The 26,290-nt window shown below is 47.8% G+C and carries 25 protein-coding genes and 1 riboswitch; of the genes, 9 read left to right on the top strand and 16 right to left on the bottom strand.

Annotated elements, in window-relative coordinates; all coding sequences use genetic code 11:
• Positions 1-18: 18 nt before the first annotated feature.
• Positions 19-678, top strand: a complete 660-nt coding sequence (locus BUA14_RS13335; protein ID WP_072773210.1) for an ABC transporter ATP-binding protein — start codon at positions 19-21, stop codon at positions 676-678.
• Positions 672-2,993 (top strand): ABC transporter permease, encoded by a 2,322-nt coding sequence (locus tag BUA14_RS13330; RefSeq protein ID WP_072773034.1) that lies wholly within the window; start codon positions 672-674, stop codon positions 2,991-2,993. The genes BUA14_RS13335 and BUA14_RS13330 overlap by 7 nt, the downstream gene beginning before the upstream one ends.
• A gap of 17 nt (positions 2,994-3,010) precedes the next feature.
• On the opposite strand, the gene tsaA is transcribed toward BUA14_RS13330, so the two are convergent.
• Positions 3,011-3,712, bottom strand: a complete 702-nt coding sequence (gene tsaA / locus BUA14_RS13325) for a tRNA (N6-threonylcarbamoyladenosine(37)-N6)-methyltransferase TrmO (protein WP_072773033.1) — start codon at positions 3,710-3,712, stop codon at positions 3,011-3,013.
• A 282-nt stretch (positions 3,713-3,994) separates the two neighbouring features.
• On the bottom strand, positions 3,995-4,711 hold the full coding sequence (locus BUA14_RS13315; RefSeq protein WP_282433366.1) for a MerR family DNA-binding transcriptional regulator: 717 nt from the start codon (positions 4,709-4,711) through the stop codon (positions 3,995-3,997).
• 183 nt (positions 4,712-4,894) lie between these two features.
• Here BUA14_RS13315 and BUA14_RS13310 point away from each other — a divergent pair, with 183 nt between their 5' ends.
• Positions 4,895-5,497: a putative immunity protein gene (locus tag BUA14_RS13310; RefSeq protein WP_084078625.1), complete on the top strand. Its 603-nt coding sequence runs from the start codon at positions 4,895-4,897 to the stop codon at positions 5,495-5,497.
• A 139-nt stretch (positions 5,498-5,636) separates the two neighbouring features.
• Here BUA14_RS13310 and rbr read toward each other — a convergent pair whose 3' ends face one another.
• Positions 5,637-6,815 carry a rubrerythrin gene (gene rbr / locus BUA14_RS27490; RefSeq protein ID WP_072773031.1) on the bottom strand — a complete coding sequence of 393 codons (1,179 nt, stop codon included), beginning with the start codon at positions 6,813-6,815 and terminating at the stop codon, positions 5,637-5,639.
• A 7-nt stretch (positions 6,816-6,822) separates the two neighbouring features.
• Entirely contained in the window at positions 6,823-7,485 is a 663-nt protein-coding gene (locus tag BUA14_RS13300) for a rubredoxin (RefSeq protein ID WP_072773030.1), read from the bottom strand.
• Between the two features lie 283 nt (positions 7,486-7,768).
• Here BUA14_RS13300 and BUA14_RS13295 point away from each other — a divergent pair, with 283 nt between their 5' ends.
• The 5 genes from BUA14_RS13295 to BUA14_RS13275 all read left to right on the top strand — a co-directional run bounded on the left by BUA14_RS13295 (position 7,769) and on the right by BUA14_RS13275 (position 12,135).
• Positions 7,769-8,410, top strand: coding sequence for a Vat family streptogramin A O-acetyltransferase (locus tag BUA14_RS13295; protein WP_072773208.1), 642 nt, complete (start codon positions 7,769-7,771; stop codon positions 8,408-8,410).
• A gap of 80 nt (positions 8,411-8,490) precedes the next feature.
• On the top strand, positions 8,491-9,096 hold the full coding sequence (locus BUA14_RS13290) for an HD domain-containing protein (protein WP_072773029.1): 606 nt from the start codon (positions 8,491-8,493) through the stop codon (positions 9,094-9,096).
• A gap of 307 nt (positions 9,097-9,403) precedes the next feature.
• Entirely contained in the window at positions 9,404-9,955 is a 552-nt protein-coding gene (locus BUA14_RS13285; protein ID WP_005814380.1) for a hypothetical protein, read from the top strand.
• Positions 9,956-9,980: 25 nt separating this feature from the next.
• Positions 9,981-10,661 (top strand): response regulator transcription factor, encoded by a 681-nt coding sequence (locus BUA14_RS13280; protein WP_072773028.1) that lies wholly within the window; start codon positions 9,981-9,983, stop codon positions 10,659-10,661.
• Complete coding sequence (locus BUA14_RS13275) at positions 10,651-12,135, top strand: sensor histidine kinase (protein WP_072773027.1); 1,485 nt, start codon at positions 10,651-10,653, stop codon at positions 12,133-12,135. The genes BUA14_RS13280 and BUA14_RS13275 overlap by 11 nt, the downstream gene beginning before the upstream one ends.
• A 115-nt stretch (positions 12,136-12,250) precedes the next feature.
• On the opposite strand, the gene modD is transcribed toward BUA14_RS13275, so the two are convergent.
• The 10 genes from modD to BUA14_RS13225 all read right to left on the bottom strand — a co-directional run bounded on the left by modD (position 12,251) and on the right by BUA14_RS13225 (position 23,427).
• Positions 12,251-13,108 (bottom strand): ModD protein, encoded by an 858-nt coding sequence (modD, locus tag BUA14_RS13270; RefSeq protein ID WP_072773026.1) that lies wholly within the window; start codon positions 13,106-13,108, stop codon positions 12,251-12,253.
• Between the two features lie 82 nt (positions 13,109-13,190).
• On the bottom strand, positions 13,191-13,919 hold the full coding sequence (locus BUA14_RS13265) for an ATP-binding cassette domain-containing protein (RefSeq protein ID WP_011459529.1): 729 nt from the start codon (positions 13,917-13,919) through the stop codon (positions 13,191-13,193).
• Positions 13,910-14,734: an ABC transporter permease gene (locus tag BUA14_RS13260; RefSeq protein ID WP_005814372.1), complete on the bottom strand. Its 825-nt coding sequence runs from the start codon at positions 14,732-14,734 to the stop codon at positions 13,910-13,912. Before BUA14_RS13260 ends, BUA14_RS13265 begins: the two co-directional genes overlap by 10 nt.
• A gap of 17 nt (positions 14,735-14,751) precedes the next feature.
• Positions 14,752-15,561 carry a molybdate ABC transporter substrate-binding protein gene (gene modA, locus BUA14_RS13255; protein WP_072773025.1) on the bottom strand — a complete coding sequence of 270 codons (810 nt, stop codon included), beginning with the start codon at positions 15,559-15,561 and terminating at the stop codon, positions 14,752-14,754.
• A 96-nt stretch (positions 15,562-15,657) separates the two neighbouring features.
• On the bottom strand, positions 15,658-16,740 hold the full coding sequence (locus BUA14_RS13250; RefSeq protein ID WP_072773024.1) for an ABC transporter substrate-binding protein: 1,083 nt from the start codon (positions 16,738-16,740) through the stop codon (positions 15,658-15,660).
• Between the two features lie 61 nt (positions 16,741-16,801).
• Positions 16,802-17,635, bottom strand: a complete 834-nt coding sequence (locus BUA14_RS13245) for a DUF364 domain-containing protein (protein WP_072773023.1) — start codon at positions 17,633-17,635, stop codon at positions 16,802-16,804.
• A 96-nt stretch (positions 17,636-17,731) separates the two neighbouring features.
• On the bottom strand, positions 17,732-18,511 hold the full coding sequence (locus tag BUA14_RS13240) for an ABC transporter ATP-binding protein (protein WP_072773022.1): 780 nt from the start codon (positions 18,509-18,511) through the stop codon (positions 17,732-17,734).
• On the bottom strand, positions 18,508-19,548 hold the full coding sequence (locus BUA14_RS13235; protein WP_072773021.1) for a FecCD family ABC transporter permease: 1,041 nt from the start codon (positions 19,546-19,548) through the stop codon (positions 18,508-18,510). The genes BUA14_RS13240 and BUA14_RS13235 overlap by 4 nt, the downstream gene beginning before the upstream one ends.
• 6 nt (positions 19,549-19,554) lie before the next feature.
• Positions 19,555-20,277 carry a Crp/Fnr family transcriptional regulator gene (locus BUA14_RS13230; protein ID WP_072773020.1) on the bottom strand — a complete coding sequence of 241 codons (723 nt, stop codon included), beginning with the start codon at positions 20,275-20,277 and terminating at the stop codon, positions 19,555-19,557.
• Between the two features lie 117 nt (positions 20,278-20,394).
• Positions 20,395-20,551: riboswitch (molybdenum cofactor riboswitch) on the bottom strand.
• 227 nt (positions 20,552-20,778) lie between these two features.
• A complete protein-coding gene (locus BUA14_RS13225) occupies positions 20,779-23,427 on the bottom strand; it encodes a translation factor GTPase family protein (RefSeq protein ID WP_072773019.1) in 2,649 nt (882 codons plus the stop codon).
• A 289-nt stretch (positions 23,428-23,716) separates the two neighbouring features.
• Between BUA14_RS13225 and BUA14_RS13220 the strand changes: the two genes are divergently transcribed.
• Entirely contained in the window at positions 23,717-24,358 is a 642-nt protein-coding gene (locus tag BUA14_RS13220) for a class I SAM-dependent methyltransferase (RefSeq protein WP_072773018.1), read from the top strand.
• 132 nt (positions 24,359-24,490) lie between these two features.
• Here the strand turns inward: BUA14_RS13220 and BUA14_RS13215 are convergent, their stop codons facing one another.
• Positions 24,491-25,267, bottom strand: a complete 777-nt coding sequence (locus tag BUA14_RS13215) for an ABC transporter ATP-binding protein (RefSeq protein ID WP_072773017.1) — start codon at positions 25,265-25,267, stop codon at positions 24,491-24,493.
• Positions 25,267-26,289 (bottom strand): FecCD family ABC transporter permease, encoded by a 1,023-nt coding sequence (locus BUA14_RS13210; RefSeq protein ID WP_072773016.1) that lies wholly within the window; start codon positions 26,287-26,289, stop codon positions 25,267-25,269. Before BUA14_RS13210 ends, BUA14_RS13215 begins: the two co-directional genes overlap by 1 nt.
• Between the last annotated feature and the right edge of the window lies 1 nt (position 26,290).

Genomic DNA, 26,290 nt, shown 5'->3' with positions numbered 1-26,290 from the left:
GTTAGAAAAGAGTATCAGATGGGAGAAGTCGTCATTTGTGCGGCAAATGATGTGTCCTTTCAGGTGAAGAGCGGTGAGCTTTGTATCATACTCGGCCCCTCCGGCGCAGGCAAGACCACGGTGCTTAATCTGCTGGGCGGCATAGATACAGCCACATCCGGGAGAATTCTCTTTAACGGCAAGGAGATTACCGCTATGAACGATCTGGAATTGACCGATTACCGCAGACACAAGATTGGTTTCGTTTTTCAGTTTTATAACCTGATTCCTAATCTTACTGCTATTGAAAACGTGGAGCTGGCCAGGCAAGTCTGCAAATCCCCCCTCGAGCCGGAAGAGGCCCTGAGAATTGTGGGTTTGCAGGATAGGATTCATAATTTCCCGGCCCAGCTTTCCGGCGGGGAGCAGCAGCGGGTTGCTATCGCAAGAGCTGTCTGCAAAAACCCTGACCTGCTTCTCTGCGATGAACCCACCGGCGCCCTTGATACGGAAACAGGCAAAACTGTATTGAAAGTATTAGCGGATGTGAGCCGCCAAATGGGTAAAACCGTAATCATCATTACCCACAATTCTCTGCTCGCACCCATCGCCGACCGCTTGATTGAGATGAAGAACGGGGCGATCAGCAACGAACACCTTGAAAAATCGCCCCTTGATCTGGAGGGGATCCCATGGTAAACATGCTGCAAAAAAAAGTTCTTCGGGATACAAGGGAAAATCGCTGGTCCTTTCTGGCTATCGTGTGCATTTGTTCACTAGGAATTGCCCTGTTCAGCGGCATTAACATGTATGTGACTACGGTCGAAACTGCAGTATCCGCTGCCTATAAGCAGGCAAATCTTGCTGACTACTGGATTTATAAAGGGGAAATTTCTCCTGCCCATTTGGCTGGCCTGCGATCTTGGGGGGAAGTTCAAGAGGTTCAGCGGCGGAAAGTAACCGACATGACTCTCCCCGGAGCCTCAGGGGCGGTGCTTCATCTGCACGGACTGGATGAAACAGCCACCATCAATGTGCCGGAGCTTCTGGAAGGCAGCGGACTGGATGGCAGTGAAGCCAACGCCCTTTTGCTGGACAGCCGCTTTGCTGAGGCTCATAAACTGTCTGTCGGCGACAGAATTACGGCAGGAGAAGGGGAAAAACAGACAGAGTGGCTGATCCAAGGAATTGTCCGGGCCGGGGAATACATTTATTACGCGCCGGAAGGCTTAACCGTTCCCGACTACCCAAAATATGGCTTCGCCTACACCAACGCTTCCTCTTTGCCGGAGGTTCCTTTCAATGAAATCATCCTCACTGTTGCTGAAGGCTCAACTCTTGCCCAGGCGGAAATTTCGGCCCAAATACGAGAAAGGCTGGCCGGAGCCACTATCCTCAGCCGCCACCATCAGACAAGCTACCGGAAGGTTGCGGATGCTATGACCGGGATCAAACAAATCGGCCTGCTGTTTTCCCTGGCTTTTTTCCTGACAGGGGCCCTGGTGACCTGGATTACTGTATCCAGAATGCTGGAGAACCAGCGCCAGCATCTGGGAACCCTTCGCTCTTTAGGCTACTCCAAAAAGGAAATTACCGGGCGGTACGCGCTTTTTGGGGTTTTGATCACCCTGCCCAGCATGATTTTGGGATGGATTGTGGCCCGCTGTCTGATCGCGGAATTTTTGTACAGGATTGGCATGACCTATTACACCATCGAAGCCATCGGTGTCATCCCCTTTACCCCCCACTTCTTCCTGTCGGCCCTCTGTGTGACGGCGGTTACCTGCGGCGGGACCTTCTTCTCCTGCCGCAGATCATTGAAGCTGACACCGGCTGCTCTGATGAGACCCAAGCCACCGGCTCAAGGTCACCGGATTTTTCTGGAGCGAATCACTCCTTATTGGCGCCGGCTCAGCTTCAGCGGCAAAATCGTGACAAGGAATCTGTTCCGCAACAAAGGCCGGATGCTCATGGGGCTTGTGGGGATTATCGGTTCCACTTCCCTGATTTTGTGCGGCTTCGGACTGATGAATTCCATTAACGGGATGCTTGACAGGGCCTTTAAGGAAACGGTTCACTATGACGTGGAAATCAAACTCCGTACTCCAGCCACCGTTGAACAGCTTGCCGATATTTATAATACATTGAACGGGCAGCATGTGGACGCCACCATGGCTTTCAGCGTCTATCTCTATGGGAAAGAGGGCGATGTACAAAGCCCTTATCTTGTCGTGATGGAGGAAGGGCAAAAAAGCCTCAACTTCAAGGACACCAGAGGTAATGGGATTCCTTTACCGGAGGAGGGGGCCTTGATTACTCCCAGAATGGCCAAGGCTCTGGCCGTGGACGTAGGGGATACCCTCAGAGCGGAAAGCCTGGATGGAACGGTCATGGCCCTGAAAGTCGCTGATATTGTGGATTTCCCTGTGGGTAATGAAATCTATCTATCCAAAACCGCCTTTGCCAAGGTGTCCCCTCTCCCCTTCCTGGTCAGAACCCTTCTCATACAGGGCCAGGATCTTGATTTAAGCAAGCTGAACAGCGATCCGAGAATTTCCCTGGTAGAAACAAAGGAGGAAATGCGCAGCAATATGCTGATTGTTTTGGAAAGCCTGCAAAGCTTTCAAATGATCTTGATTTTATTTGCGGGCTTGCTGGCCTTTGCCGTTATGATGGTCCTGGGCCGGATGAATTACTATGAGCGAATCCGCGAGCTTGCGACCCTGAAAGTCCTGGGGTTTTATGAAAATGAGATGAAAAGGCTGGTATTGCGGGAAACGATCTGGATTACCGTATTCGGTCTGCCTTTCGGCTACATCCTGGGCTCTTTGCTGCTGGGCGTCATTGTTGACCAGGCCACAACGCCGGACCTGGAAATTCTGCCCATGATTGATCTTTCCAGCATTGCTGTGGGGTTTGCTTTCATGCTGGGCTTTACCATGCTTGTAAATTTTATGATGGGAAGACAATTCAAACATGTCGATATGGTGGCATCCCTGAAAAGCGTGGAGTGAGGCTTGGGGTGGTTTTTTTAAGAAACAGGATGTGTTCCGGTTTGTTTCACGTCACACACGGTCAGCACCTTATCCAGCACCGTAAACTTTATCTCGAATCCGGCGAATTCGAGACCGTAGATCCGTTGGGGGTCCTTTTGATAGGAGGGCCTGGGGTCATGGGCCAGTACCCTTACCAGGGCTTGGCGTCGCTGCGGTGGAACGCGGTTCAGCCATTGTTCAGGGAAATCCACCACCAATTCATGGTCCGCAAGAGGCTCGATGAATCCTCCTGTTGCCTCCGGGTGACAGTCCGTATAAGGAAGGTAGGGCTTAATATCGAAGATGGGAGTCTGATCCAGGAGATCGGCTCCTGATACATGGAGAATCGGCCCCAGCTCCGGATCAACTTCAATACTGTCCAGGCGGACGGAAGAGAGTCCCAGGGGGTTAGGCCGGAAGGGGGAGCGGGTGGCAAAGACACCCATGCGTTTGTTCCCCCCCAGCCGCGGCGGGCGCACTGTGGGCGACCAGGTGTCCCGGAGGGCGGCGGAGAACTCCCAAATGAGCCAGATATGGGAAAACCCTTCCAACCCCCGCAGAGCGTCGGCATTGCGGTATTCCGGCTCGAAGACGACGGCTGCTTTAAGGTCATCAATAAGGCCGCTTTGCCGGGGAATTCCGAACTTGGTCGGAAAATCCGTGCGGATGCGGGCGATGATGTTTAGTTCTTTGGACATGATTCGTTTGCCCTCCACTCTTTTTCAAGTAACTGTCCCTGCCATGGGGGTCAATTTTTTATAGAATTTAATCAGCATTCTGCATTTAACATTCATCATTCAGCATTCATCGCTTCAATAGCCTGACTCAAGTATCCATATAATTCATGAGTAAGACCATAATTCAAGTGGGGATCTTTATTCTCGGCATGGAATTTATGGGCAGCATCAACGATGTCTTGATCGATATCAGAAAATGTCTTGAATCGCTTACCGTTTTATGGAAATCGGAAAGTATCGCTCTTATATCCCAATAAGCGGTTCAAAAATATCTGCTTCAACTTGTTGGCATAAATGATACAGAGCCGCAATGCTTTTTATTTGATTACGGTTTAGATTGTCTAAATATCTATAAAAATCTTGTGCAAGTTTCTCGATCTGCTCCTTGTTATCATAATCAAAATTATCAAGCTGTTGCCTAATAATATTAACGGAATATCTTTTGCTGCTTGCAAATGAAGCGAACTTAATAGCATATATAACATGAACTTTTTTTATATCAGCAATAGTGAAAATACGGTAATTATTTTCAGTTTGGCGCATTGCAGTTAGTAACCCTACTTTGTCCCAATATCGTATTGTTGTTGCAGGGACACCTGTTAATTTACTCATTTCCGTTACAGTTAAAAGTTGCGTAATGCTGTTCTGGGATTTATCAATTCTTTCAAAGAGATTTTCCATCATTTTTTGAGATATGATTTTTTCTTGCTGCAAATCAGCCTGTGCCTTGTTTGCTAACCACAAAGCAGTATCAATATCTTTGTTAATTACAGGTGTGAGTATTTTTGCAATTTTTGTTAATGAAAACCCCGATAGCATTATTCTAATACAAGCATAATAGGCAACATGTTCATTAGTATAAATCCTATACCCACTCTTTGTTCGAGTTGGCTGAGGAATTAACCCTATTTCTTCATATACTCTCACCGTAGTATTGCTTATTCCAAAATGTTGAGCAATGTCTTTAGGGCGAATACGCGTATCTACACCTCCGTTCTATGGATAAATTTATTCAATCAACATTATAAATATATAGTAGACTTCTTACAATATAATTCTACACAAAAGGCAATATCATACACATAAACCTTACAGCTTGCTTTAATGTTTTATAATTAAAAAAAGATAGAGAGGAGGTTAAAAATGAGAAAAATACTTTTTTCCAGAGAAAGCGCTTGTATTCAGCCGCTACGCTCCCTAATAGAAAAGCAAACACACAAAACATTAGTATTATGGGCGCTTGACTGCACTCCACGTTTTTTAGATATATTTGAAAAGGATTTTCCAAATGAAAAGAGGCCACGAGAACTTATTGGGATAGCGAAACAATGGGCAAAGGGCGAAGTGAAAATGCCCGTTGCCAAAAAGGCAATTCATGCGGCCCACAATGCGGCAACAGACGCAGAGGGTTATCCGGCGGCTCAAGCCGCCGCCAGAGCAATAGGCCATGCAGCAGCAACTATCCATGTAGAAACTCATGCTTTGGGTATTGTTTTTTATGGCCTTACTGCTCTCGTGTATGCTGAAAAGCCAGATGATTTCGATGCTTTTGTGACAAAAGAATGTAATTGGTTTTTAGATCGGTTAAAGTATTGGGAAGCTAATCATGATAAGGTCGATATGACTTGGGCCTCGTTTTTAAGAGATGAAAACGCACCAAACAAAGAAGCCTTATTGAGAAAAAAGCTGAAGGTAAAAGATCAAGATATGAGCGTTAATTCAAAGCCGCTGTTTTCTATGTCTTGAAAGTTTTGGTATGACAAATATAGCACAGCTTTTCGTGCTGACAGTCGCCTGCAGATATAAAACAAGCATAGCAACGGCTGAGCAAATAAGGAGCTGTCCCGCGACAGCTCCCCTCCTTTAGTCTATAAGCATGAATCGTTTAATAGTTTTCTTTCCTTACTTCAAAATAACTCTGGGAATACTTGCATACCGGGCAAACATCAGGCGCTTTCCTGCCCATGACAAGATGTCCGCAGATGCGGCATTCCCACATGGCTTCTTCCCCTTTGGCAAAGACCTGCTGCATCTCCACGTTTTTCAGCAAGGCACGGTATCTTTCTTCATGGGCTTTCTCGATAGCACCCACTTTGCGGAATCTTGCCGCTAAATCCTTGAATCCTTCCGCTTCAGCATCCTTGGCAAAGCGATCGTACATATCCGTCCATTCATAGTTTTCCCCTTCAGCCGCATGCAAAAGGTTTGCGGCGGTCTTGCCCAGATTGCCCAGCTCTTCATACCAGATGCGGGCATGTTCCTGCTCATTTCTTGCCGTATGCAAAAAGAGTTCGGCAATTTGATCGTATCCTTCTCTCTGGGCTATGGCGGCGAAATAAGTATATTTATTTCTGGCCTGGCTTTCTCCGGCAAAGGCATCCAGAAGATTTTTCTCTGTTTTGGTGCCGGCGTAAGGATTGCCTGCAGTCCCCTTCTCTTCTACCAGTTGAAATACGGAAGCGGGTTGTTTACAGATTGGACATTTAAAGTCCTCGGTTAATTCTCCTTCATGAAGGTAACCACAAATTGAACAACGATAGTGAGTCATTTTTTTCTCCTCCTGCTCTTTTGCCTGATTGGCTTTTAGTTTAGCTAATAATCTTGCCGCCGCTTCCCGGGGAAAATCCTCTCCTTGGGGGCTGTCCAGCAAGGATTGAAGAAAATCCTGAGCGTTGACGCTCTGGGGCAGCAGATACCCTGCTTCACGCAGAATATCTTCGGCCATTAACCGATTGGAGGCGCTTAGGGCTTCGGCAAACTGACGCAAAATCGGGCTGCCCGATCGTTGTGCCACTTGGGCCGCGATCTTTTCCTGTTTGGTTTTACTTGCCGCTAAAGATAACATGGCTCTTTTTACCGAAGGGGATTTTCCTTGCTGAGGAGGATATACCTCAGGCACAAAGGATATGGCGTGGGATGGGCAGGCGTCGACGCAGGCCCGGCATCCGTCCAGGCATTTGTCAGGGTCAATCTGACCTGTTTCTGTATCGGTTGCTCCTGTCGAGCAAACATAAAGACACAGGCAATCCTTGGTACAGAGATCAATATTTCTAACTGCAGGCATAGCTTGCTTACCCCCTTTTCACCTCAGTAATTTTTTTCCTGGGGACTTTGCACACCGGACAGATCTCAGGCGCTTCCTCACCTATGTAGACGAAACCACAAATTTCACAAACATAGACATGGGTGTTTGCCAATAAGGCCTCTCCTTGTTTGTTATAGCGATTGAGAAGAGAGTTGAGGATTCTGGTTACTTTTTCTCCCCAGACAAGAGCCCTGAGAGCCCCCCGATCGGCTGCCCGGGCCGCAACACCATTGACATGGGGATAAGCGGAATTCAAATCCTCTTCAATAAGTGCCATGAGATCCTTTAAGCTGCCTTCTTCTGCCAGGCTGTTCCTGCTGTTGTAGTACTCTGCCAATTGGTTAAACAGCTCGGCTTCTTCATTCCGATATTGCTTTTCACACCCTTTGGCCAGGTTTGAGCACAAAGCACTCAGTTCACCGAAGGATAACTCCCGCATATCCTCCTCATCATGCTCGTCACTTAGCTCTTGGGCAACGGTTGGAGCACCGCTTTGCTCTTGGAAGTCGGATTTGGTTGCACCACATAGGGGACATTCCCATTCCTCAGGCACATCCGCCCACAGGGTGCCTGGAGCAATCCCTCTCTCAGGGTCGCCGGCGGCTTCATCATAGATATACCCGCATATAGAACATGCAAGCTTTCTCAAATTCTATACCCCCTTCAGCTATTTTGCAATAATTATAAACTACACAAAGTAATATTTCCAGTAATTTATTTATTTTTTTAAATTAATATCATTTATATTTATTAAATAAAATCATTTAACTTTATCACAATAAAGGACCCTACCTTTGTATCCTTCCACTCTCAGCTGATAATGTCCTGATGGTGCCTTGGTGGTGTCGGTGTTGCAGTTCCATTTTTTGTGCAGAAATGATACACTGATTTTTGAGAATCCGATATTTCTTTCCTTGTACGAGGTGACAAGCATGCGGTATGGCCCTGATCCCAATGCCATCTATCCCAACGAAGCTATTAAAAGCCTTTGCTATATCAAAAATGTCATTACCCGTCCCAACATCATGGTGGGGGATTATACCTATTATGATGATGATCAGGGACCGGAAAAGTTCGAAGACCATGTGACACATCACTATGAGTTTTTGGGAGATAAGCTGATCATCGGGAAATTCTGTGCTATCGCCAAAGGGATAGAGTTTGTCATGAACGGGGCAAACCACCGGATGTCTTCCGTTACTACCTACCCTTTCAACATCATGGGCAACGGCTGGGAGATCGCAACCCCTTCTTTAGCGGACTTGCCCTTTAAGGGGGATACGGTGGTCGGCAATGATGTCTGGATTGGACAGAATGTTACGGTCATGCCCGGCGTACATATCGGCGACGGCGCTGTTATCGCGGCCAACACCGTCGTGGCAAAAGATATTCCCCCTTACCATATCGCCGGCGGGAATCCGGGCAAGCTCATCAAAAAGCGGTTCAGCGACGATCTGATAAACTATCTGCTGGACTTGAAATGGTGGGATTGGCCGGCTGAGAAACTATTCCGCAATCTTGATGTTCTTTGCAGCTCTGATCTGGAAAGAATCCGTGTGCATTTACAAAGATAATCTCCTAAACTAACCGGAATTTGTGCAAAAATGAAACTAAATTTTGATATATTAAAATTTAGTTTACTAAAGGAGTTATTATGTTAAGTCCCCAAGAAGCAGAAAGAGAGCTGTCAATAGGTGCAAAACTAAATCCAGGCCCCTGGATAAAACACAGCATGTCAGTTGGCCTGAATGCTAAATTGATTGCAGATAAAATTGGCATATTAGATGGCAATCAAGCCTATGTTATGGGATTATTACATGATATAGGCCGCAGAGAAGGCACAAAATCAATTATGCATACGATTGACGGGTATGATTATATGATGAGTTTAAACCAAGAGGAGATTGCCAGAATATGTTTAACTCATTCATATCCAATACAAGATGTAAATACGTTTTTCGGAAAATTTGATTGCACAGAGGAACAGAAGGCTTTCTTGTCATGCTTTATAAAGAATGCGGTATATGATGATTATGACCGATTGATACAATTGTGTGACGCAATATCATTGCCAAATGGTGCTTGTATAATAGAGAAAAGGTTAATTGATGTAGCATTAAGACATGGTTTACTAGGTTTCACTCTTGATAAATGGAAGGCATTTTTAGGGTTAAAAAATTATTTTGATAAATTGTGCGATTGCAATATATACACACTATTACCTAATGTAATAGAAAACTCTTATGATAGTTTACTGTAAATTCCAATTTACTGAAATACCTATCTACCACACAAATCTTGCCCTTCATTTTTGTTTGATGACTTAATTATAGGAAATCATTGACTTAATCTAAAATTTGTATATTATGTGTTTATTACGTATATATTACGCACAGAAAATCAGGATTCTGGGCCAGCAGTTAAGCACTTGCAACGCACCCTGACATACATTGTTTACTTTCACCGTTTTTTAATCCCATTTTAATTTCCAGCAAACGATCCTTAAAGTTTTTTGGGTTAGAATTCAAATAGTGCCAGTTGAAATACCAAAAAACAAGGAGGAACCCATGATGACACTTTTAGAAAAAGTAGAAAAACTATGCTCAATGGGCAATATAACTTTTGAAGAGGCTAAAGCTGCCCTGGATGCCGCTAACGGTGATCTGCTGGACGCCATCATCTATCTGGAAAAGCAGGGCAAAATCCACGCCCCTGCCGGCGGTGGTTATTACAACAGTGAAAAAACCGTCGATGCCCATGTGGTCTCTTATCAGGCCAAGGATTGGCAAAAACAGCACCATAGCAGCGATAAGGAAAACCCTTTCCTTTCTTTCTTAAAAGATACCTGGAAGCTTTTCGTAAAACTTCTGCGCAAGGGCAACGCGAATTCCTTCGAAGTGCTCCACGGTGAGGAAGTGAAGGGCTCAGTTCCCATTACAGCTCTGGTCCTGCTTCTGATCTTCGCCTTTTGGGTGACCATTCCCCTGATGGTGATCGGGTTGTTCTTCGGCTTCCGTTATCGTTTTGTGGGAACTGATATTAAAGGCACCACCATCAATGATGCCATGGACAGCGCAGCCGATGCCGCTGAAAACCTCAAAAAGTCCATGGATAAATAATATTTTGAAAAGGGTGGGACTTCCCTTGAGCCAAACTATCCTGATTATTGAGGATGAAGAAAAATTTGCCCGCTTTGTAGAGCTTGAGCTTGGTTATGAAGGGTATACTGTAACCAAGGCCTTTGATGGCCGAACAGGGCTTGAGCTGGCGGAAACCGGCCGGTTTGACTTAATCCTGCTTGATGTCATGCTGCCTAAATTAAACGGTACGGAGGTTCTGCGGAGAATCCGCCGGACCTCTGCCGTCCCCATCATCATGCTCACGGCCCGGGACAGTGTCATGGATAAGGTTTCCGGCCTGGACAGCGGGGCCAATGATTATATCACCAAACCCTTTGCCATCGAGGAACTGCTGGCCCGTATCCGCAACGCCCTGAGAAACACGGCCCCCCTATCCTCTACAGAGGTCCTCTCTGCTTCCGGTCTGGAGCTCGATGCCGACCGCCGTACTGTAACCATGAGGGGCAAGCCCGTTGATTTAACCAAACGGGAATTCGACCTCTTGCACTTTCTCCTGAAAAACAAAGGAATCGTCCTCTCCCGGGAATCCCTTCTGGAAAATGTCTGGGGCTTTGATTTTGCAGGAGACACCAATGCTGTGGATGTCTACATACGCTTTCTTCGCGGAAAAATTGACGAAGTGTTCAATGTTAAATTTATTCACACCGTCAGAGGAGTAGGATATGTGATTAAAGATGACCAATAAATCCCCAACCCGTCCTCCTGGCCGCATTCGTAACAAAATGCGGTTTTCCATCGTCTGGAAACTGAATATCAAGCTCTTCTTCCGGTTGTTTTGGATATTTATAAATCTGAACATCTGTCTTATTCTTATATCCGCAGTCGGGCTGTTTGTCCATGCTGAACAGACCGCAGGAACAGTTGCTGAAAAGCTGACTCAGGCAGGACCGCCGCCCCCTCTGGAGGTGGACGATTGGCTTGAGCTTACCCCAATTCGTATTGAGCATAGTGCCGCAGAACCGGAAGGATTCCATATTCCTTCCGGGATACAGGCTTACCTTCCCTCTTTGACCGCTCAGCAGATCAGGAGTATTGACCTGCCGCCCCGGGGAGAAGGTCTGGGGATTTGGGGACGAATTCAGCAGGTAAGCTATAATGTGGTCCTGCCCATGGACGACAGTTTTTATCTTCTCTCCTACCGCCCTGTGCAGACGATCAGGTTCTTAGCGGCCATGTTCGGTATTATGCTCTTGATCGAAGGAATCACCTTGCTCAGAAGCATTGCTTCCGGTGCCAGGGTCATCCGCCGTACACTCCAGCCTATTGAGCAATTGGCCGAAACTGCCCGGAATTTAAGTCATGAAGGGATTTTCTCACCGGAGCAGCTCAAGGATTTGGCGGGCAAATTGGATGATATCAATGCCACACATCTGGATACACGCATTTCCGTGGACGAAACCCAGAGTGAGCTGCAAAGCCTGGCCGCTGCTATCAACGGTATGCTGGACCGTATTAACGAATCCTACCGCTCCCAGGCGCGTTTTGTCTCCGATGCCTCCCATGAACTCAGGACCCCGATCTCCGTGATTCAAGGCTATGCCAATCTGCTGGACCGCTGGGGTAAAAAGGATGAAAAAACGCTCCAGGAATCCATCGATGCCATCAAAAATGAGACTGCCCATATGAAGACCCTGGTGGAACAGCTCTTGTTTCTCGCCCGGGGGGACAACAACACTATGGCTCTGCAAATCGAGTCCTTTGAATTATCCGCCCTTGCCCAGGAGATTCTGCGGGAAACCCAAATGATCGATGGGGGTCACGAATACTCCACCACACTTACTCCGGTTTACATCAAGGGAGATAAAGGCCTGATTAAGCAAGCCACCCGGATCCTTATGGACAATGCCATGAAATATACCCCTGCCGGAAAACAGATCACCCTATCCGTCTCCGGCCAGGGAAACTTGGCCCGCCTCACGGTTCAGGACGAAGGAATCGGCATCGAACCGGAAGCGGTTCCTTTGATTTTCGACCGGTTCTTCCGCACCGATGAGTCCCGCACCCGGGCCACCGGCGGCTCGGGCCTGGGCCTGGCCATTGCCAAGTGGATTACGGAGCGGCACGGCGGGCACCTGGAAGTTCTCAGCCGGCTGGAAGTCGGCACCCGGATCTCCATTGTTCTGCCCATGGTTCCGGAAGGAGAAGTTCACAAAGGGTAATTATGGAGCGGCCTTATTCCACTTTTATAGTGAAATATAGGCCGCTTCTTTAAACAAAAGAAGCCGCTCACCACTGTGATAACGACTTCTTGATACCTTTTCAAAGGCTTAATAATTATAAATGTATCTGTATCGGTTCTATTTTCACCCCGATATCCAGGGGCTTGGCATTGAAGAGGCTCGTTGTGACGATGCCGTCCACCCCGGTTTCCGCATAGTCCTTGACATTGGTTTCATTGATGCCGCCGGCAGCCAAAGCAACCACGTGGGGAAATTCCGCTCGCAAATACTTCACCGCATTTTTAAGCTCTTCGCTCTTTAGTTTATCGAACTGGATCCCGTCCACGCCGGCCTGGCAAAGGCTGATCGCTTGTTCCAAAGACCCGGCCTCCACGATGATCTTCTTTTCACAGCATTCCCCTTTCAGATCCGGCAGCTTTTTCAGCAAAACCTCAAACCCACCGATCATGTTCATATGCTGCTTGAAAATCAGAATCGTTTCGGATATACCCAATCTGTGGGGCAGTGCGCCGCCAACCATGATGGACTTGGTGGTCAGGGATTTGGTGCCGGGAAATCCTTTGCGGGTGGTCAGAACAGCTACCTTAGGGTTAATGCTTTTCGCATCATCCACCATTCTTCGTGTCTTGGTGGCGATTCCCGAGCAGTGATCCAAAATGTTTTGCCCCACCTTCCAGGCCATATGCAGATCCTCGGCTCTTCCTCTCCCGGTGATCAAAACTTCGCCCTGCTTTACCTGCTGACCGGAGGGGATGATGTGGTCCGTCTCGATATGCAAATGGTCAAAAATCTGCCTGACTTCTTCAGTTCCGCACACCACGGCCTCTTCCCTGGTAAAATACGTGATGCTCCCCTGCTGCTCCCTGATCCCCAGGGTCCAGCTGGTCAGGTCAATATAAGGAACATCTTCCTTGAGCCAACGGTCTATTTCTTCACGAGTTAAGTACAGCATAGTGAAACCTCCCTTGTAATAGTGATTTATGCTTAGCCCCTAATTGTCTTATCGTTGTCATTATTGTCTCCAGGATTTTGCTTTACACCCGGTCGCTCAGCCCCAAAAACCGATTGACTTCTTCATCGCTGTCCCGGATAAAAAGCTCCTCGCTGCGGCGGATACTTTTCAATTCCCCTTTGATCATAATGCCGATCCGGTCCGCCATGGTCTGGGCTTCCTTAAAGTCATGGGTTACAAAGAGAATGGTGCAGCCAAAGAGCTGATGAATCTCCTTCACCTGCCGGTACATGGTTTCTTTGGTAGCCGGGTCCAGGGAAGAAAAGGGTTCATCAAGCAGAAGAATTCTGGGATTGAGGACCAGGGCCCTGGCGATGGCTGTCCGCTGCCGCTCCCCGCCGCTTAAGGTTCCGGGGTATTGTTTTAGAATCGGGCTGATGGCGAGGATCTCAGCCATCCGGTTTACCTCATCCTTGATGGTTTGCTTTTCTTTCCTTTGCATTCTCAAACCATACCCAATATTGTCGGCTACCGTCATGTGAGGAAATAAGCCAAAGTCCTGGTACACGAAACCAATGCCCCTTTTCTCCAGAGGAACCTCGGCAATATCCTGACCCTGAATCCATATCTGCCCGGAGCAGCCCCGGTAAAAACCTGCTATAGATTCCAGAAGCACGGTTTTTCCTGAGCCGGTTTTCCCTAAAACTCCGAAAATCTCCCCTTCATTGATCATTAGATTGATCGGCTGCAATTTAAATTTTCCTAATCGGAGGGAGTAGTCCCTGATTTCAACAAGTGGGTTCACTGCCAATACACGTCCTTCATCCGGCTTGCCTGAAGATTTTTCCCCTCTAAACGGCTTGTTGCAAAAAGCGATACAAAAGAAATGAGCAGGATGATGATCGCGGAAGCCATGGCCGCTCCTATATCCCCTGTGGCCATATTCAGATAAATGCTGGCCGGCAGGGTTTCCGTTTTCATTCTGGTAGCGCCGACGACCATTAATGTGGCGCCGAATTCGCCGAGGCCCCTGGACCAGACCAGAATCACCGCGGATATCACCGCATTGCGGGCCAGGGGTAAGGTGATCGTCAAAAACCTTTTCCAGCGGGAAGCACCCAGCATTCCGGCAATGATCTCCAGCCGTTCATCCACTTCTGCAAAGGCTGTCTTGATCAAACGGATCATATAGGGCAGATTGACGATGGTCTGAGCCATAATAATCCCGTTTTTATCAAATACCACCCTAAAGCCCATATCTCTCAATGCTTTGCCGAATTCCGAGGAGAAGATGAGCAGCAGACACAAACCCAAGACCAAATAGGGCATGGATAAAGGCAGTTCAATAATAATCTGAGCTATTTTCTTAAAGGGGAATGTTCCCCTCGTCAGTGAATAGGCGGTGGGCACAGCAAGCACAAAGCAAACAAAGGTTGAGATACTGGCTGTATACAGGCTCAATTTCACCGCAAACCTCACTTCTTCTGAGAAAAAGGCTTCCCCAAGGTACGGGAAGCCTTTAATAAGTATAGACAAGATTGCCGCAGAAATAAAGGCAACGACGATCAGCGTCACAACAGCGGTAAAAACATCGAACAGGCTATACGGCGAAAGCTTCTTTTTCATGGCAACCCCTTAAATCTTTACTTTACCACTTCATATCCGTATTTTTCCCAGATACTTTTGGCTTGATCTGTATCAAAGAATTTCAATAGGGCTGCGGTTGTTTCCGTATTCTTACTGAAGCTCAAAGTGGCTGCCGGAATCTTTTTGATCTGGGCGTCCAAATCCGTCGTATTGACGATCTCGATCCCGGACCCGCTGACATTTTCTTTCCAGACGATAATGGCATCGCATTGATCGACAGATAAGGCTGTGATCATTTCCGGTGCAGTAGCCGTTCTGGCAATGACATTGACCTCTGCCAGCACTCCTAAATCAGTGAGAGCTTTATTGGCGATTTTGCCGATTGGCGTAGCCTCCGCATCCCCCAGGACAACTTCCACATCTTTCTTCGTCAGATCCTTCAGTCCGGTGATCTTCAACGGGTTGCCGCTTTTTACGGCCAGGACGGGAACATGCTTGACAAGCTCTTTGCTGCCGGCCACAACATCCTTGACAGGATTAAGCTCTTCAACGGAACCGGCTATAAACAGATCCCCTTCCTGAGTTGTTTTGATTTGGGTCTGGATTTGGGCAGCATTAGCGTAAACCACTTCCACTTCGGCCCCGCTCTCCGCTTTGAAGGCTTCGGCAATTTCGCCAAAAGGTTTGGTCATGCCCGCCCCGCAGTATACGAAAAGGGATTTCCCGCTCAAGGATTCCGCCGGCTTTTCCGGCGGTTTTTCCGCTGGTGCAGGTGATGCTGCCGGCCCGCTGCCGCAGCCTGCCAGAAGGGTAAGCGCCATACCCAGGGCCAATAGTGTTGCTAACCATTTTTTGTTATTAAACATGCTCTCCCCCATTTACATCTGTTTATTTGCGTCTGTTTTATTTTTTTACATCTGCTTATTTTTTAGATCTGTTTATTTTACGCTGGACAGGTCTGTCTATTTTTTCTTATGCACAAAAAAGGATGCGTACTCTTCGTCGCTTAAATCATAATTATAAAACTCCGAGAAGAAATACTTGGTTTCCTTTTTCAGATCGATATCCTTGGTGTATTCCGGATAGAGGGTCTGGGCAAGCCACATAAACCCTAAGGGAGCTTCAGGAGATGGGCGGTCCCACCAGAAAGCGGCAATCGGACACTCATAGACCGTTTTGTTCTTGATGGCGGTTAAGTTCTGAATCCGGTTGTCCTGAAGGAATCCCGCAGTTCCGTTTCCTCCCTGGGTGATGATGACATCAGGATCAGCGGCCAAAACCACTTCCACATTGACGTCACCGGTGGTTCCTTTGCTGATGGCACTGACGCCACCGGCTTCTTCGATGAAGGTCCAGGCCCAGTCACTGGTATTGGCTTTGGTTATATCGGCCCCGGTATAATAGACAACCTTGCGCTCACTCTCCGGTACCTTAGCCAGCATCGTTTCCAGAGCGGCAAGTTTTTCGTCCCAGTAAGCAACCAGCTTTTTGGCCTGCTCTTCGTTGCCCATGATCATCCCGATATTGAGAAATTCCTGCTTCAGAGTATCGATGGCTGCCCAGCCAATCCACATGGTATAGGTGGGGAATCCGGCTTCTTCAATTTTCTTGTTCCCTTCCGGAGAGCTGACTCCCACAAAGACCATATCCGGATCAGCCTTGATGATCTCTTCAATATTGACTTCATTGAAGGAGCCCGGATCAATCACTGTTTCATATTGAGGGAACATCTTTTTCAACTGAGGAAAACTCTTCATGGTGGGTTGGGCGACAATAGCGTCGGCAAAGCCGAGAACTGTCATTTCATGGGTGGCGCCTCCGTAACAGGTGACGGCTATCTTCTCCACCTTATCCGGGATCTTGACTTCTCTCCCTTTGGCATCGGTTACGGTTCTTTCAGCTGCGGCGGGGGCCGGATTCTGGGCAGAATCCCCTGCCGGGCTGCCTGGCGCGTTACTGGCCGGACTGCTTTTGGGGCTGCATCCGGCTAAGGTGCTGACCATCAATAAGACGGTCACCAGCAAAACAGCAAAATATTTCCTCACGCTCCACACTCCTTGTCTACTCGTTTAAACTAAAACCTCTAGAACATCTTGACTGAAGCCTCTAAAACATCCTGATGGTGTACTTATAGGTACCGGACTCCCCTTCCCCTGCATACGGATTGCTCAGCACCTGATAGAATCTGTCCGCATCCGCGATGCCGGAGGTTGTAATGTAGTTAATGCCACCTCCTTGCAAAAATTCCGGGATAAGCTGGGCACTGGGACCAAACATGCCGATCACCCGTGCTTTCCGGGCGTAACGAATCAAATCCCTGTAAGTGCCGTTCACCAAGGTGGAACCGCTCAGCAGCACGATATCTGCATCCGCCAGCAGGGTTTGATTTTCCGCCGCTCCGTGAAAGCGAATTCCCGGCGGCCCATATTCAATCGTTCTGCCAATGGACACCGTCCGCAGGCTGCTTAAGGAACGCATATCACAGACATCAATGACAGGGCAGCGGGCCAGGGTTTCTTTGATCAGTGCGCCATAGCCTACCAAAACCACCCGATCCTCAGCATTGATAAATTCCAAATTGTCGAATTCTACAGGTTCGAACCCCCGCTTTTTTAACTGTTCGGCCTGATTCAGGGGATGGGAAAGGGCATTCAGTACGGCCAGACAGACGGCCCGCAATTGAATATCTGTTTCCGTCAGGAGTTCCTCCGCCAAGGCCAATAAGCTTTTGCCCACGAAGCGCTGGAGAGGCAGCAAAGCATCCGGATCGCGCAAGGGGTATACCGAGTGTTCCCCATCAAAATGAAAGGCTCTTCCGATCTGCCCATTATCCCCCATCACTACCGTCCATTTAGGGAAGTAACCCAGTTGGGTTAATCGGCCCGGCTTTAGTCCCTCTTGCCTGTATAAATCCATAATCTGTAAGTAGGCTTTTTCCATAGTGAACTCCCTTCAAGCTAGTCGATTCTGATCGATTCTAATCAACACTTTTCATACCTATAAGCAGGTTTCACATCTATAAGCAAGTTTTTACTCTTATAAGCGGGCCAGACAAGCATTGCGGGAAATCTGTTCAACATAGGGAATCTTGACCTCAGTTTGATACAATTCGGTCAAGGTCTCTTCATTGATTATTTCCTGGGCTTTGCCTACTGAAAAACGCCCGTTTTTCTCCAAGATTCCCACCTGCCCTTCCAGCATCATGGCCTGATCGGGATTATGGGTGGTCATGATGATGGCATAACCCCGTCCCGCCAATTCCTTAATCATCCGGACAGTCCTTAATTGGTTGCCAAAATCCAGGGCTGAAGTGGGTTCGTCCAGCATAATGATTTGCGGCTCCTGCACAATCACCCGGGCAATGGTGGCCTGCTGCCGCTCCCCTCCGCTCACATCGGTGTATGGCCGCTGAGCCAGATGAGAAATCCCCATGGCCGCAATGGCCGCATCCGCTTTGGCGAAGTCTTCCCGGCCCGGCATGCGGAAGGTGCTGATATAAGGAGCACGGCCCATCACCACAAAATCGCGTATGGAATAACCATAGGCCGGGTTATGGATCTGGGGAACATAACCGATATAGCGGGCTATGGCTTTGCGGTTCATTTTCGGCAAAGGTATCCCTTCGATGCGGATATTGCCCCGATCCAAAGTATTAAACCCGGCGATACAGTTCAGCAGCGTCGATTTGCCGGCACCGTTAGGCCCGATAATGGACAGTATCTGCCCCGGGGAGATCGTAAAGTTAACATCTTTCAACACAGTCTTGCCGCTGGGGTAAGCGAAGGCTGCCTGATTGACTTCCAATAAGCTGTTCATTTTATTTTCATCCTCTGCTTAAATAATAGCCAACCGTAAAGAGGTGCACCGATGAATCCGGTGAGAATGCTCAGGGGAATTTCACCGCTGGTCACAGTGCGGGCAACCGTATCGACCACCAGCATAAATGAGGCTCCCACGAAGATGGATAAGGGAATGACCCGGGTATTATCCGGCCCAACCAGCATCCGGCAGAGATGGGGAACAACCAGGCCAATCCAGCCTACAGTACCGCTGATGCATACCGCACAAGCCGTAGTGACGGTGGAACAAACAATGGCCAAGCCGCGGATCACCCTGATATTAATCCCTAATGAACCGGCCTCTTCATCTCCCAGAGAGAGAATATTGATGCGCCACCGTACGGCTATCAATAAGGCCATGCTGATCAGCATCGCCGGCACAATCATCATGACGTCACTCATGGAGGTGGTGGCCAGGCTGCCCATTTGCCAGAAGACGATCTCCGGCAGCTGGGTTTCCGGGTCTGCCACATATTTCAGCAATCCCAGAGCGGAGCTCATAAAGCCGGCGACAATAATTCCCGCCAGCACCAGAATTAAGTTGGAGCTGTTTCTCAGCAACTTGGGAATGGTTGTGGTAATGGCTACGGCCAGCAGCCCGCCCAGGAGGGCACAGATCTGGATTCCCCCCGCATCCAGGCCGTTTAAGATGGCCATGGCCGCTCCCACACAAGCGCCGGAAGACACCCCCAAAAGATCGGGGGAGACCAGGGGATTTTTGAATATTCCCTGATAGGTTGTCCCGGAAATGGCAAGACCGGCTCCCACTAATAAAGCGGCGAAAACCCGGGGCAACCGCACCTGAAAGACCACATCCGCCATGGCGTCGGTCCAGGTCTGCTGCAAATCCCAAAAAGCGGAAAGCAGTATTTTCACCACATCAATTATGGACAATTCATAACGGCCCAGGCAAAGAGCGGTCAGGCTTAAGGCAACGGTCAAAACACCGGTCCCCAGGATGGCACCCAGCTGCCAGGGCTGATTATTGGTTCGCTTTAATTCGATGATCAGCACCCCACATCAAATAGCTTTCAAAAACGTATTTGTCTTATCCTGTTCCGGTGATTCCCTTTTAACTTCACAAGACAACATCTCAAAATAGTTCCGGTCAAAGCGCAGCAGACCATCATCCCGCATCTTGCCCAGCTCTTTGGACATGGCACTGCGGTTTAAACAAAGAAAATCCGCCAATTCCTGTCTGGAAAAACGGATAGTGAAGCTGTTTTCTCCCTTTTCCTGAACACAGTAAGAGAAAAAAGCCAGCAATTTTCCCCTGATACTCCGTTGTGATAAACATTTGAGTTTGCGGCTCTGAGTGACTGCCTCCGCCGCAATAATTTTCAGGAGATTTTCCAGCATCTTGCCGCGAATACTGCAGCTTTTATTGCAGTTGGTATAGATGGTTCCGCAATTCAGCAATAGAATCTCCGACGGTTCCGCCGCGACAAAGGAGGTGAGATAGCTGGGCCTTTGGGCACAGACACAGCTGCCGGCCATGGTATCCCCCCGGTGCAGTTCCGCCAGAATGCTCCTGTTCCCGAAGGCATCATCATCCTCGATATACACCCTTCCCTGCAGAATAACACCCATGGAAACAGCGGGCTGACCCGCCTCAAAAACCTTTTCACCCTTTTTGTACCTCTGGACCCTGGTCAGCAGGCATTTGCCAATCTCCTGGAGCTCATCATCGGAAAAGTGACTCAGAAATTCCACCGAACGCATTGCGGAAAGACAGTCTGCCATCCTTTTTCCCCCTTCTCTCGTCTAAGGCCTCTACGGAACCCTTGGCCAGCAAAAGCAAAAACAACAGCAAAAGCGCACTTTCGCTCACAATCGAAAATGCGCCTAAAATCCCATCATTCTGGGTCTTTGCACCTTTCTTTCCTGCCGTATCCTGAACAGGATGCCGCATTTACGGGAGGCCGGTACATTTCTATGCCGACCCTGTGAGCCTTTGCTCAGATCGCCCCAGCATAGCATGGCTTTAGCGGGAAACGATTCGAAAGATTCCACTATTCTGTTGGGTTTCTATGCAATGGATTATGACACAACCACTCATAACATAAATAATTACAACAGGAATGATTATAAAGCTAACAAACTCAACACAATTTTCTCTGATATAAGCAAGTATAACACAACTCCCTGTCCATGTCGGTTGCATTTCCAACAGACTTATAGCAAATACCCCTTCATCGCTAAATATATTGCTGAATATATTTAAAGATGAAGGGGTATTGAGAGCTAATCCTTCTCTCTTTTAAGGAACTCTTTCATCTGCTGTTCGCTTTCGGCAGATAAGGCATCCTTCAGATAATGCCGGGTTGGCGTTTGTTGTGCCTGATAAGCCTCGATGACCTGTTTATTGGCCATTATGACTTCTTCCTTCAAGTCTCGGGCGGATAATAAGGCACATCCTGCCCCTCTGATAATGATCTGCTGCAGGCCATCGGAGGTAGCCACGGTGATCTTATACTTTTTCTGATGATCATAAGCAAATCTTTCAATATATTGATCCGCGGTTTGCGCTTCTTTGGTATAGACCATCAGGATATTATGATAATCGATGGCTTCCTCAGGATGCCCCTGAACACGATAAGCATCGAAGACGACGATAATCCGGCACTTGCGAATCCCCTGATAATTGCTGAGGATATCAAGAAGCCTTATCCTGGCTCCATCCATATTATCCTGAGCAAGCTCTTTCAGTTCCGGCCAGTCAAAGATAATATTATAGCCGTCCACGAGCAGATATTCTGCTTGGCTTTCTTTAGGTTTGTTTAAATCAGCAGGTGGTCTATAATAGCTTTCCGCAGCTTTTTTCCGTTTCTGCCAAAGGGATTTTTTGCCTTGGTTGGCATAATAGGTCTGGTTGAGGATCCTGTCGATCTCCTCGGGGTCGATCCACCTTTCCTCGGCATAGGGTATCTGAAGATGAGATTCTGCTTCTATGAATTCACTCTCTTTGGCGAAACAGCTCTCCACATGCATATGTTCCTTGACTTGATACCAGGGGACCAAAAAGCCGGAACCCTGGGCACAAAATACGGAATCGGCAGGATTATCCACATCCCTTTCCGGGTCGTACCCAGCCATGGCTATGACCTCATCGGGATTATGGCAGGGTTCATAGCCCTTCAGACTGCAAAAAAGCCTGCCCAGACCTTTGCTGTAAGCCATGACCTCCTGCTGATAGTTTCTCATCGTTGCCACGGGAGCACTTCCAGTAAGGGTTGCCCGCTCCCCTTCGATCTGGGCAAGCTGGCAAGTTCCATGCATTTTTTCCACATCGTTCATGGCCCGCCCCACCATTTTTTCCGGCAATTCCAGCTGGAAAGCATAATAAGGCTCCAGGAGCATGGACTCCGCTTCCATTAAACCCTGACGCACCGCGCGATAGGTGGCCTCTCTGAAGTCACCGCCCTCGGTATGCTTGGTATGGGCCCGGCCTGACACTAAGGTGATTTTTAGATCGGTAATCGGTGACCCTGTGAGAACTCCCTTATGAACTTTTTCTTCCAGATGAGATAAAACGAGTCTTTGCCAGCTTTTGCTTAAGCTATCCTCGCTGCATTCCGACCCGAACTGAAGGCCGCTTCCCCGCTCCCCCGGCTCCATTAATAGGTGGACCTCCGCATAATGCCGCAAGGGTTCAAAATGCCCTACTCCTTCCACGGCATTACCAATGGTTTCTTTATAAACAATCCTCCCTGATCCGAAGGACACCTCCAGGCCAAACCGGCTCCGGATCAGGCTTTGCAGGATTTCCAGCTGGACCTCGCCCATCATCTGCACCTGGATCTCCCTGAGTTCCTCATCCCAGACCACCTGCAAGCCTGGGTCTTCTTCCTCCAGCTGACGCAGCTTAGGCATCATCACCTGGGGATCACAGCCTTCCGGAAGGATCATTTGATAAGCCAATACGGGTTCCAAGAGAGGGGCATGGGCGGCGGCCTCCGTGCCTAAGCCTTCTCCCGGTTTGGTTAGGGTAAGCCCTGTTACCGCACAGACCGAACCTGCTTCCACTTCATTGACTGCCTCGAATTTTTTCCCGGAATAGATGCGAATCTGGTTAACCTTTTCTTCCCATACTCCATTGCTTAAACTCTCCCTTACCTTGAGCCTTCCGCCGGTGATCTTCAGATAGGTAAGGCGATTGCCCTGTTCGTCCCTGCCTATTTTGAATACTTTAGCCCCAAAGCTTTCCGGATAGGCCGGCAGGTGAGCATAATCCACAATACCCTGGAGCAATTCCTCGACACCCTCCAGCTTTAAAGCGGAACCGAAAAAGCAGGGGTACACTTTGCGCTTCCTAATCCCTTCCCTGATCAGGGGGATCTCAATATGTCCCGTATCCAGATAAGCGTCCAGCAGCAGTTCATCACATAATGCCAGCTGGTCATAGAAATCAGCGGATTCAGGTTGTCCAAAGTCAAGGCAGCCGTCGCTGAGCTGGCTTTTTAATTCACTCAGCAGCTTTTCTTGATCCGTACCCACCTGGTCCATTTTATTGATGAATAGGAAGACCGGTATCTGATAAATATCCAGCAGGTGCCATAAGGTCCTGGTATGCCCCTGTACTCCATCGGCTCCGTTGATCACCAAAATGGCATAATCCAGTACCTGGAGGGTTCTTTCCATCTCCAGGGAAAAATCCACATGACCAGGGGTATCCAGTAAGGTAATCTGGGTATGATCCACTTCCAGTATGGCCTGTTTGGAAAAAATCGTAATCCCTCGGGCCCGTTCCAGTTCGAAATTATCCAGATGAGCGTCCTTATTATCCACTCGGCCCATTTTGCGAATGGCACCGCTCAAGTAAAGCATACTTTCCGATAGGGTTGTCTTGCCCGCGTCCACATGGGCACATAGACCAATGACCAATTTTTTCATCTATTTTAATATCCTTCGCTGTCCATAGTGTTATCTATATAATAACAGCAAGCGGGGATTAAATAAATTGTCTATTAGGCGCTAATATTTGGGGGAAGTTTCAAAGAGTAGGCTATGCTAAACTCCAGGGCTTATGGGGATTTAGAGGTTTGGACGCTATTTGCGTAGCACTCAGCATGTTGCAGGCACTTTCCGGAATCAATAAGCATACGAATATTAGTGAATTCATCGTACCCTACCGCAAAATCTGCTTAAAAATAATCACATTGTTGAAAGGAGCTTACAGCAGATGAATGACAAGTATACTTCCAGGTTTATTACTAAGTCCGATGCTCAAATCGACTCCATGATTTTCAAACTGCGTTCAACATGGTGGAGCCGGTTTTATGAATATGCCTGGGCGGCTTCCTTTGCTGAACCGGAAGCAACGGTGCTCGATGCCGCCTGTGGCATCAGCCACCCTTTTAAGTTTTTTTTAGCCGATAATTGTGCCCATGTTTATGCCTGCGATATCGATGAACGCATTCTTCATCCTGCATCGATCATCCAGGATATCGCGGATGACCTGGGCTATGAAGCTGCTCAGTCCATCCACCCCGGATATTTTGAGCGTATTCACTTTAGTCAGGCAAACCTGGCTCAACTCCCCTACTCGGAAAGCATGTTCGATACGATATTCTGTATTTCGGTTTTGGAGCATCTTGATCTTCCTACCCTTCAGTCAGCACTGCAGGAATTCAACCGTATCTTAAAACAAGATGGTCTCATTATCCTGACCTTTGATTACCCTGTAATTAACCTGGATTTATTGCAAACTGTGATCAAGCAGCAAGGCCTATCCTTTTATGGTTCCGTGGATTTCACCCTCCCTGCTGATGCTATCGCCGGATATGGCTTAAACTGTTTCCGGGCTGTTTTGGCCAAAAGCTAGCTGTACCTTGACCCGGACAGTGTAATCCGCAAATTCCCAATCCTTTTGTTGATTGCGATGCAACGGCCCTATCTGCTTTTTGAATGTTTGCGATCATTCGCCCAACAATGTTCTGTTGGACGAATCACTGGTTCATGCCTCGTCTAAAAAGACGAATGTTGGTATTTCTTTTCCTTTATACTCTGTATAAAGGGTTTGAGAACATACAGAAAAGTATTTCTTAATATTTTTATCCGTCATTACCTCTTTAGCGTCTCCAACCTCATAATCATGCTCACCCAACAAAAAACACGTATCCGCAATTCTTATGGCATGGTTTGGATAGTGGGTATTGATAATGCAAGATATATTCTGTTCGCAAACAACGCTTTGCAGTAGCTTTGATAGCCGCAATTGATTGCGAAAGTCCAAATGGGCCTCCGGTTCGTCCAAGATAAGAAGTTGGGGAGAATTAACCAATGCCCTTGCGATAAAAACCAGTTGAAGCTGGCCTCCGCTTAGTTCATTGCAGCGTTTGTCACCTAAATCTCCAATCCCAACGCGTTCAAGGATATTCGCCGCTTGTCTATAATCCTCTTTACTGGGAGCAGCAAAATAGGAGGCGTGACCAACTTTACCGAATACCACCATATCCAGCACGGAATATGAAAAAGAGGATTTATGCGCCTGGGGAACATATCCGATAAAACGGTTTGCTTTTTGTTCAGAGCTATTTTGCCCGGCTACAAAAGATTGGCCGCTTTTCCATTTCAAAATGCCTGCGATACATTTAATCAGTGTCGTTTTGCCTATTCCGTTTCGTCCCATGACCGCCATAATCTCACCGTTTTGCATGGTGAAATTAACATTTTGAAGTATCGGTATATGTTTGTCGTAGTAGAAAGTTCCGTTTTTAACCTCAACCAGCATTATGCGCCTCCTTTCGTGCGCCGATAAATCACCGCGAAGAAGGGTGCTCCGATTAAGGCCGTTAAAATGCTGATGGGTATCTCGGAGGTTGTTAGGTTTCGCGCAAGGCAGTCAACCAAAATCATAAATACCGCACCCAACAGGCACGAAACCGGGAGTAACTTCCCATGGTTAACCCCAACAATTCGCCGGGCTATATGTGGTATTACAAGGCCAATCCAGCCGATAATGCCCGATACCGTTACACAAGCGGCTGTAACCAGCGTACAAAACAGAATAATCAACCAACGGGTATGTTGCGGGTTGATTCCCATGGTATAAGCATCTTCGTCGCCAAGGGAAAGGATATTGATTTTCCAACGTAAAATTAATACGCCAATAATCCCCACTAAGGCAGGGATAATTGCAATCCGCAATTGTGTATATGATGTGTTGGCAAAGCTGCCCATCAGCCAAAAGGTAATAGCCGGTAATTTGTCCCCCGTATCAGCTACATATTTAACAAGTGATATCAGCGCATTAAATATGGACGATACGATAATACCTGATAGCACCAGCGACAGGGTTTCCGTTTGGCCCTTCGTGTTTGCAAGAAAGAATACAAGCAATATACTGGATACGCCCAAGAGAAAAGGGAGCAAAGATATAAATACGCTGCTATCAGAAAATAGTAAAATGCCAAGTGCTGCCCCAAAACCCGCCCCGGCGCATACTCCTAAAAGGTCAGGGCTTACCAGTGGATTTTGAAATGTGCCTTGCAAGGCGGCGCCGGATATTGATAATCCAGCGCCAACCAAGCCAGCTAATAAAATTCTCGGAAGTCTAACGTTTATCAAAACGTGGTCGATGATTTTAAGTGCATCATCGGACGTCCCTGCTAACCGATTCAACAGCACATTATAAATGTCCATAAAACCCATTTCATAACGTCCGAAAAGCATTGAGCCGATAATAGCCAATGTGAGGGCAGCAAATAACGCGATAATTATTACTACATATTGTTTTTGTGTGATATTATCCATA

Origin of the sequence: Desulfitobacterium chlororespirans DSM 11544, assembly GCF_900143285.1 — a bacterium.
Taxonomy (GTDB): Bacteria; Bacillota; Desulfitobacteriia; order Desulfitobacteriales; family Desulfitobacteriaceae; genus Desulfitobacterium; species Desulfitobacterium chlororespirans.
This window is presented reverse-complemented; position numbering and strand designations above follow the sequence as displayed.

Bases quoted from the DNA above. Each gene is read 5' to 3' on its own strand.
- modD (WP_072773026.1), bottom strand. From the start codon at position 13,108: ATGCTGTACTTAACTCGTGAAGAAATAGACCGTTGGCTCAAGGAAGAT.
- BUA14_RS13215 (WP_072773017.1), bottom strand. From the start codon at position 25,267: ATGCTGGTTGAGGTTAAAAACGGAACTTTCTACTACGACAAACATATA.
- BUA14_RS13275 (WP_072773027.1), top strand. From the start codon at position 10,651: ATGACCAATAAATCCCCAACCCGTCCTCCTGGCCGCATTCGTAACAAA.
- BUA14_RS13210 (WP_072773016.1), bottom strand. From the start codon at position 26,289: ATGGATAATATCACACAAAAACAATATGTAGTAATAATTATCGCGTTA.
- BUA14_RS13225 (WP_072773019.1), bottom strand. From the start codon at position 23,427: ATGAAAAAATTGGTCATTGGTCTATGTGCCCATGTGGACGCGGGCAAG.
- BUA14_RS13220 (WP_072773018.1), top strand. From the start codon at position 23,717: ATGAATGACAAGTATACTTCCAGGTTTATTACTAAGTCCGATGCTCAA.
- rbr (WP_072773031.1), bottom strand. From the start codon at position 6,815: ATGCCTGCAGTTAGAAATATTGATCTCTGTACCAAGGATTGCCTGTGT.
- BUA14_RS13310 (WP_084078625.1), top strand. From the start codon at position 4,895: ATGAGAAAAATACTTTTTTCCAGAGAAAGCGCTTGTATTCAGCCGCTA.
- BUA14_RS13260 (WP_005814372.1), bottom strand. From the start codon at position 14,734: ATGAAAAAGAAGCTTTCGCCGTATAGCCTGTTCGATGTTTTTACCGCT.
- tsaA (WP_072773033.1), bottom strand. From the start codon at position 3,712: ATGTCCAAAGAACTAAACATCATCGCCCGCATCCGCACGGATTTTCCG.
- modA (WP_072773025.1), bottom strand. From the start codon at position 15,561: ATGTTTAATAACAAAAAATGGTTAGCAACACTATTGGCCCTGGGTATG.
- BUA14_RS13290 (WP_072773029.1), top strand. From the start codon at position 8,491: ATGTTAAGTCCCCAAGAAGCAGAAAGAGAGCTGTCAATAGGTGCAAAA.
- BUA14_RS13295 (WP_072773208.1), top strand. From the start codon at position 7,769: ATGCGGTATGGCCCTGATCCCAATGCCATCTATCCCAACGAAGCTATT.
- BUA14_RS13285 (WP_005814380.1), top strand. From the start codon at position 9,404: ATGATGACACTTTTAGAAAAAGTAGAAAAACTATGCTCAATGGGCAAT.
- BUA14_RS13230 (WP_072773020.1), bottom strand. From the start codon at position 20,277: ATGGCAGACTGTCTTTCCGCAATGCGTTCGGTGGAATTTCTGAGTCAC.
- BUA14_RS13330 (WP_072773034.1), top strand. From the start codon at position 672: ATGGTAAACATGCTGCAAAAAAAAGTTCTTCGGGATACAAGGGAAAAT.
- BUA14_RS13240 (WP_072773022.1), bottom strand. From the start codon at position 18,511: ATGAACAGCTTATTGGAAGTCAATCAGGCAGCCTTCGCTTACCCCAGC.
- BUA14_RS13335 (WP_072773210.1), top strand. From the start codon at position 19: ATGGGAGAAGTCGTCATTTGTGCGGCAAATGATGTGTCCTTTCAGGTG.
- BUA14_RS13245 (WP_072773023.1), bottom strand. From the start codon at position 17,635: ATGGAAAAAGCCTACTTACAGATTATGGATTTATACAGGCAAGAGGGA.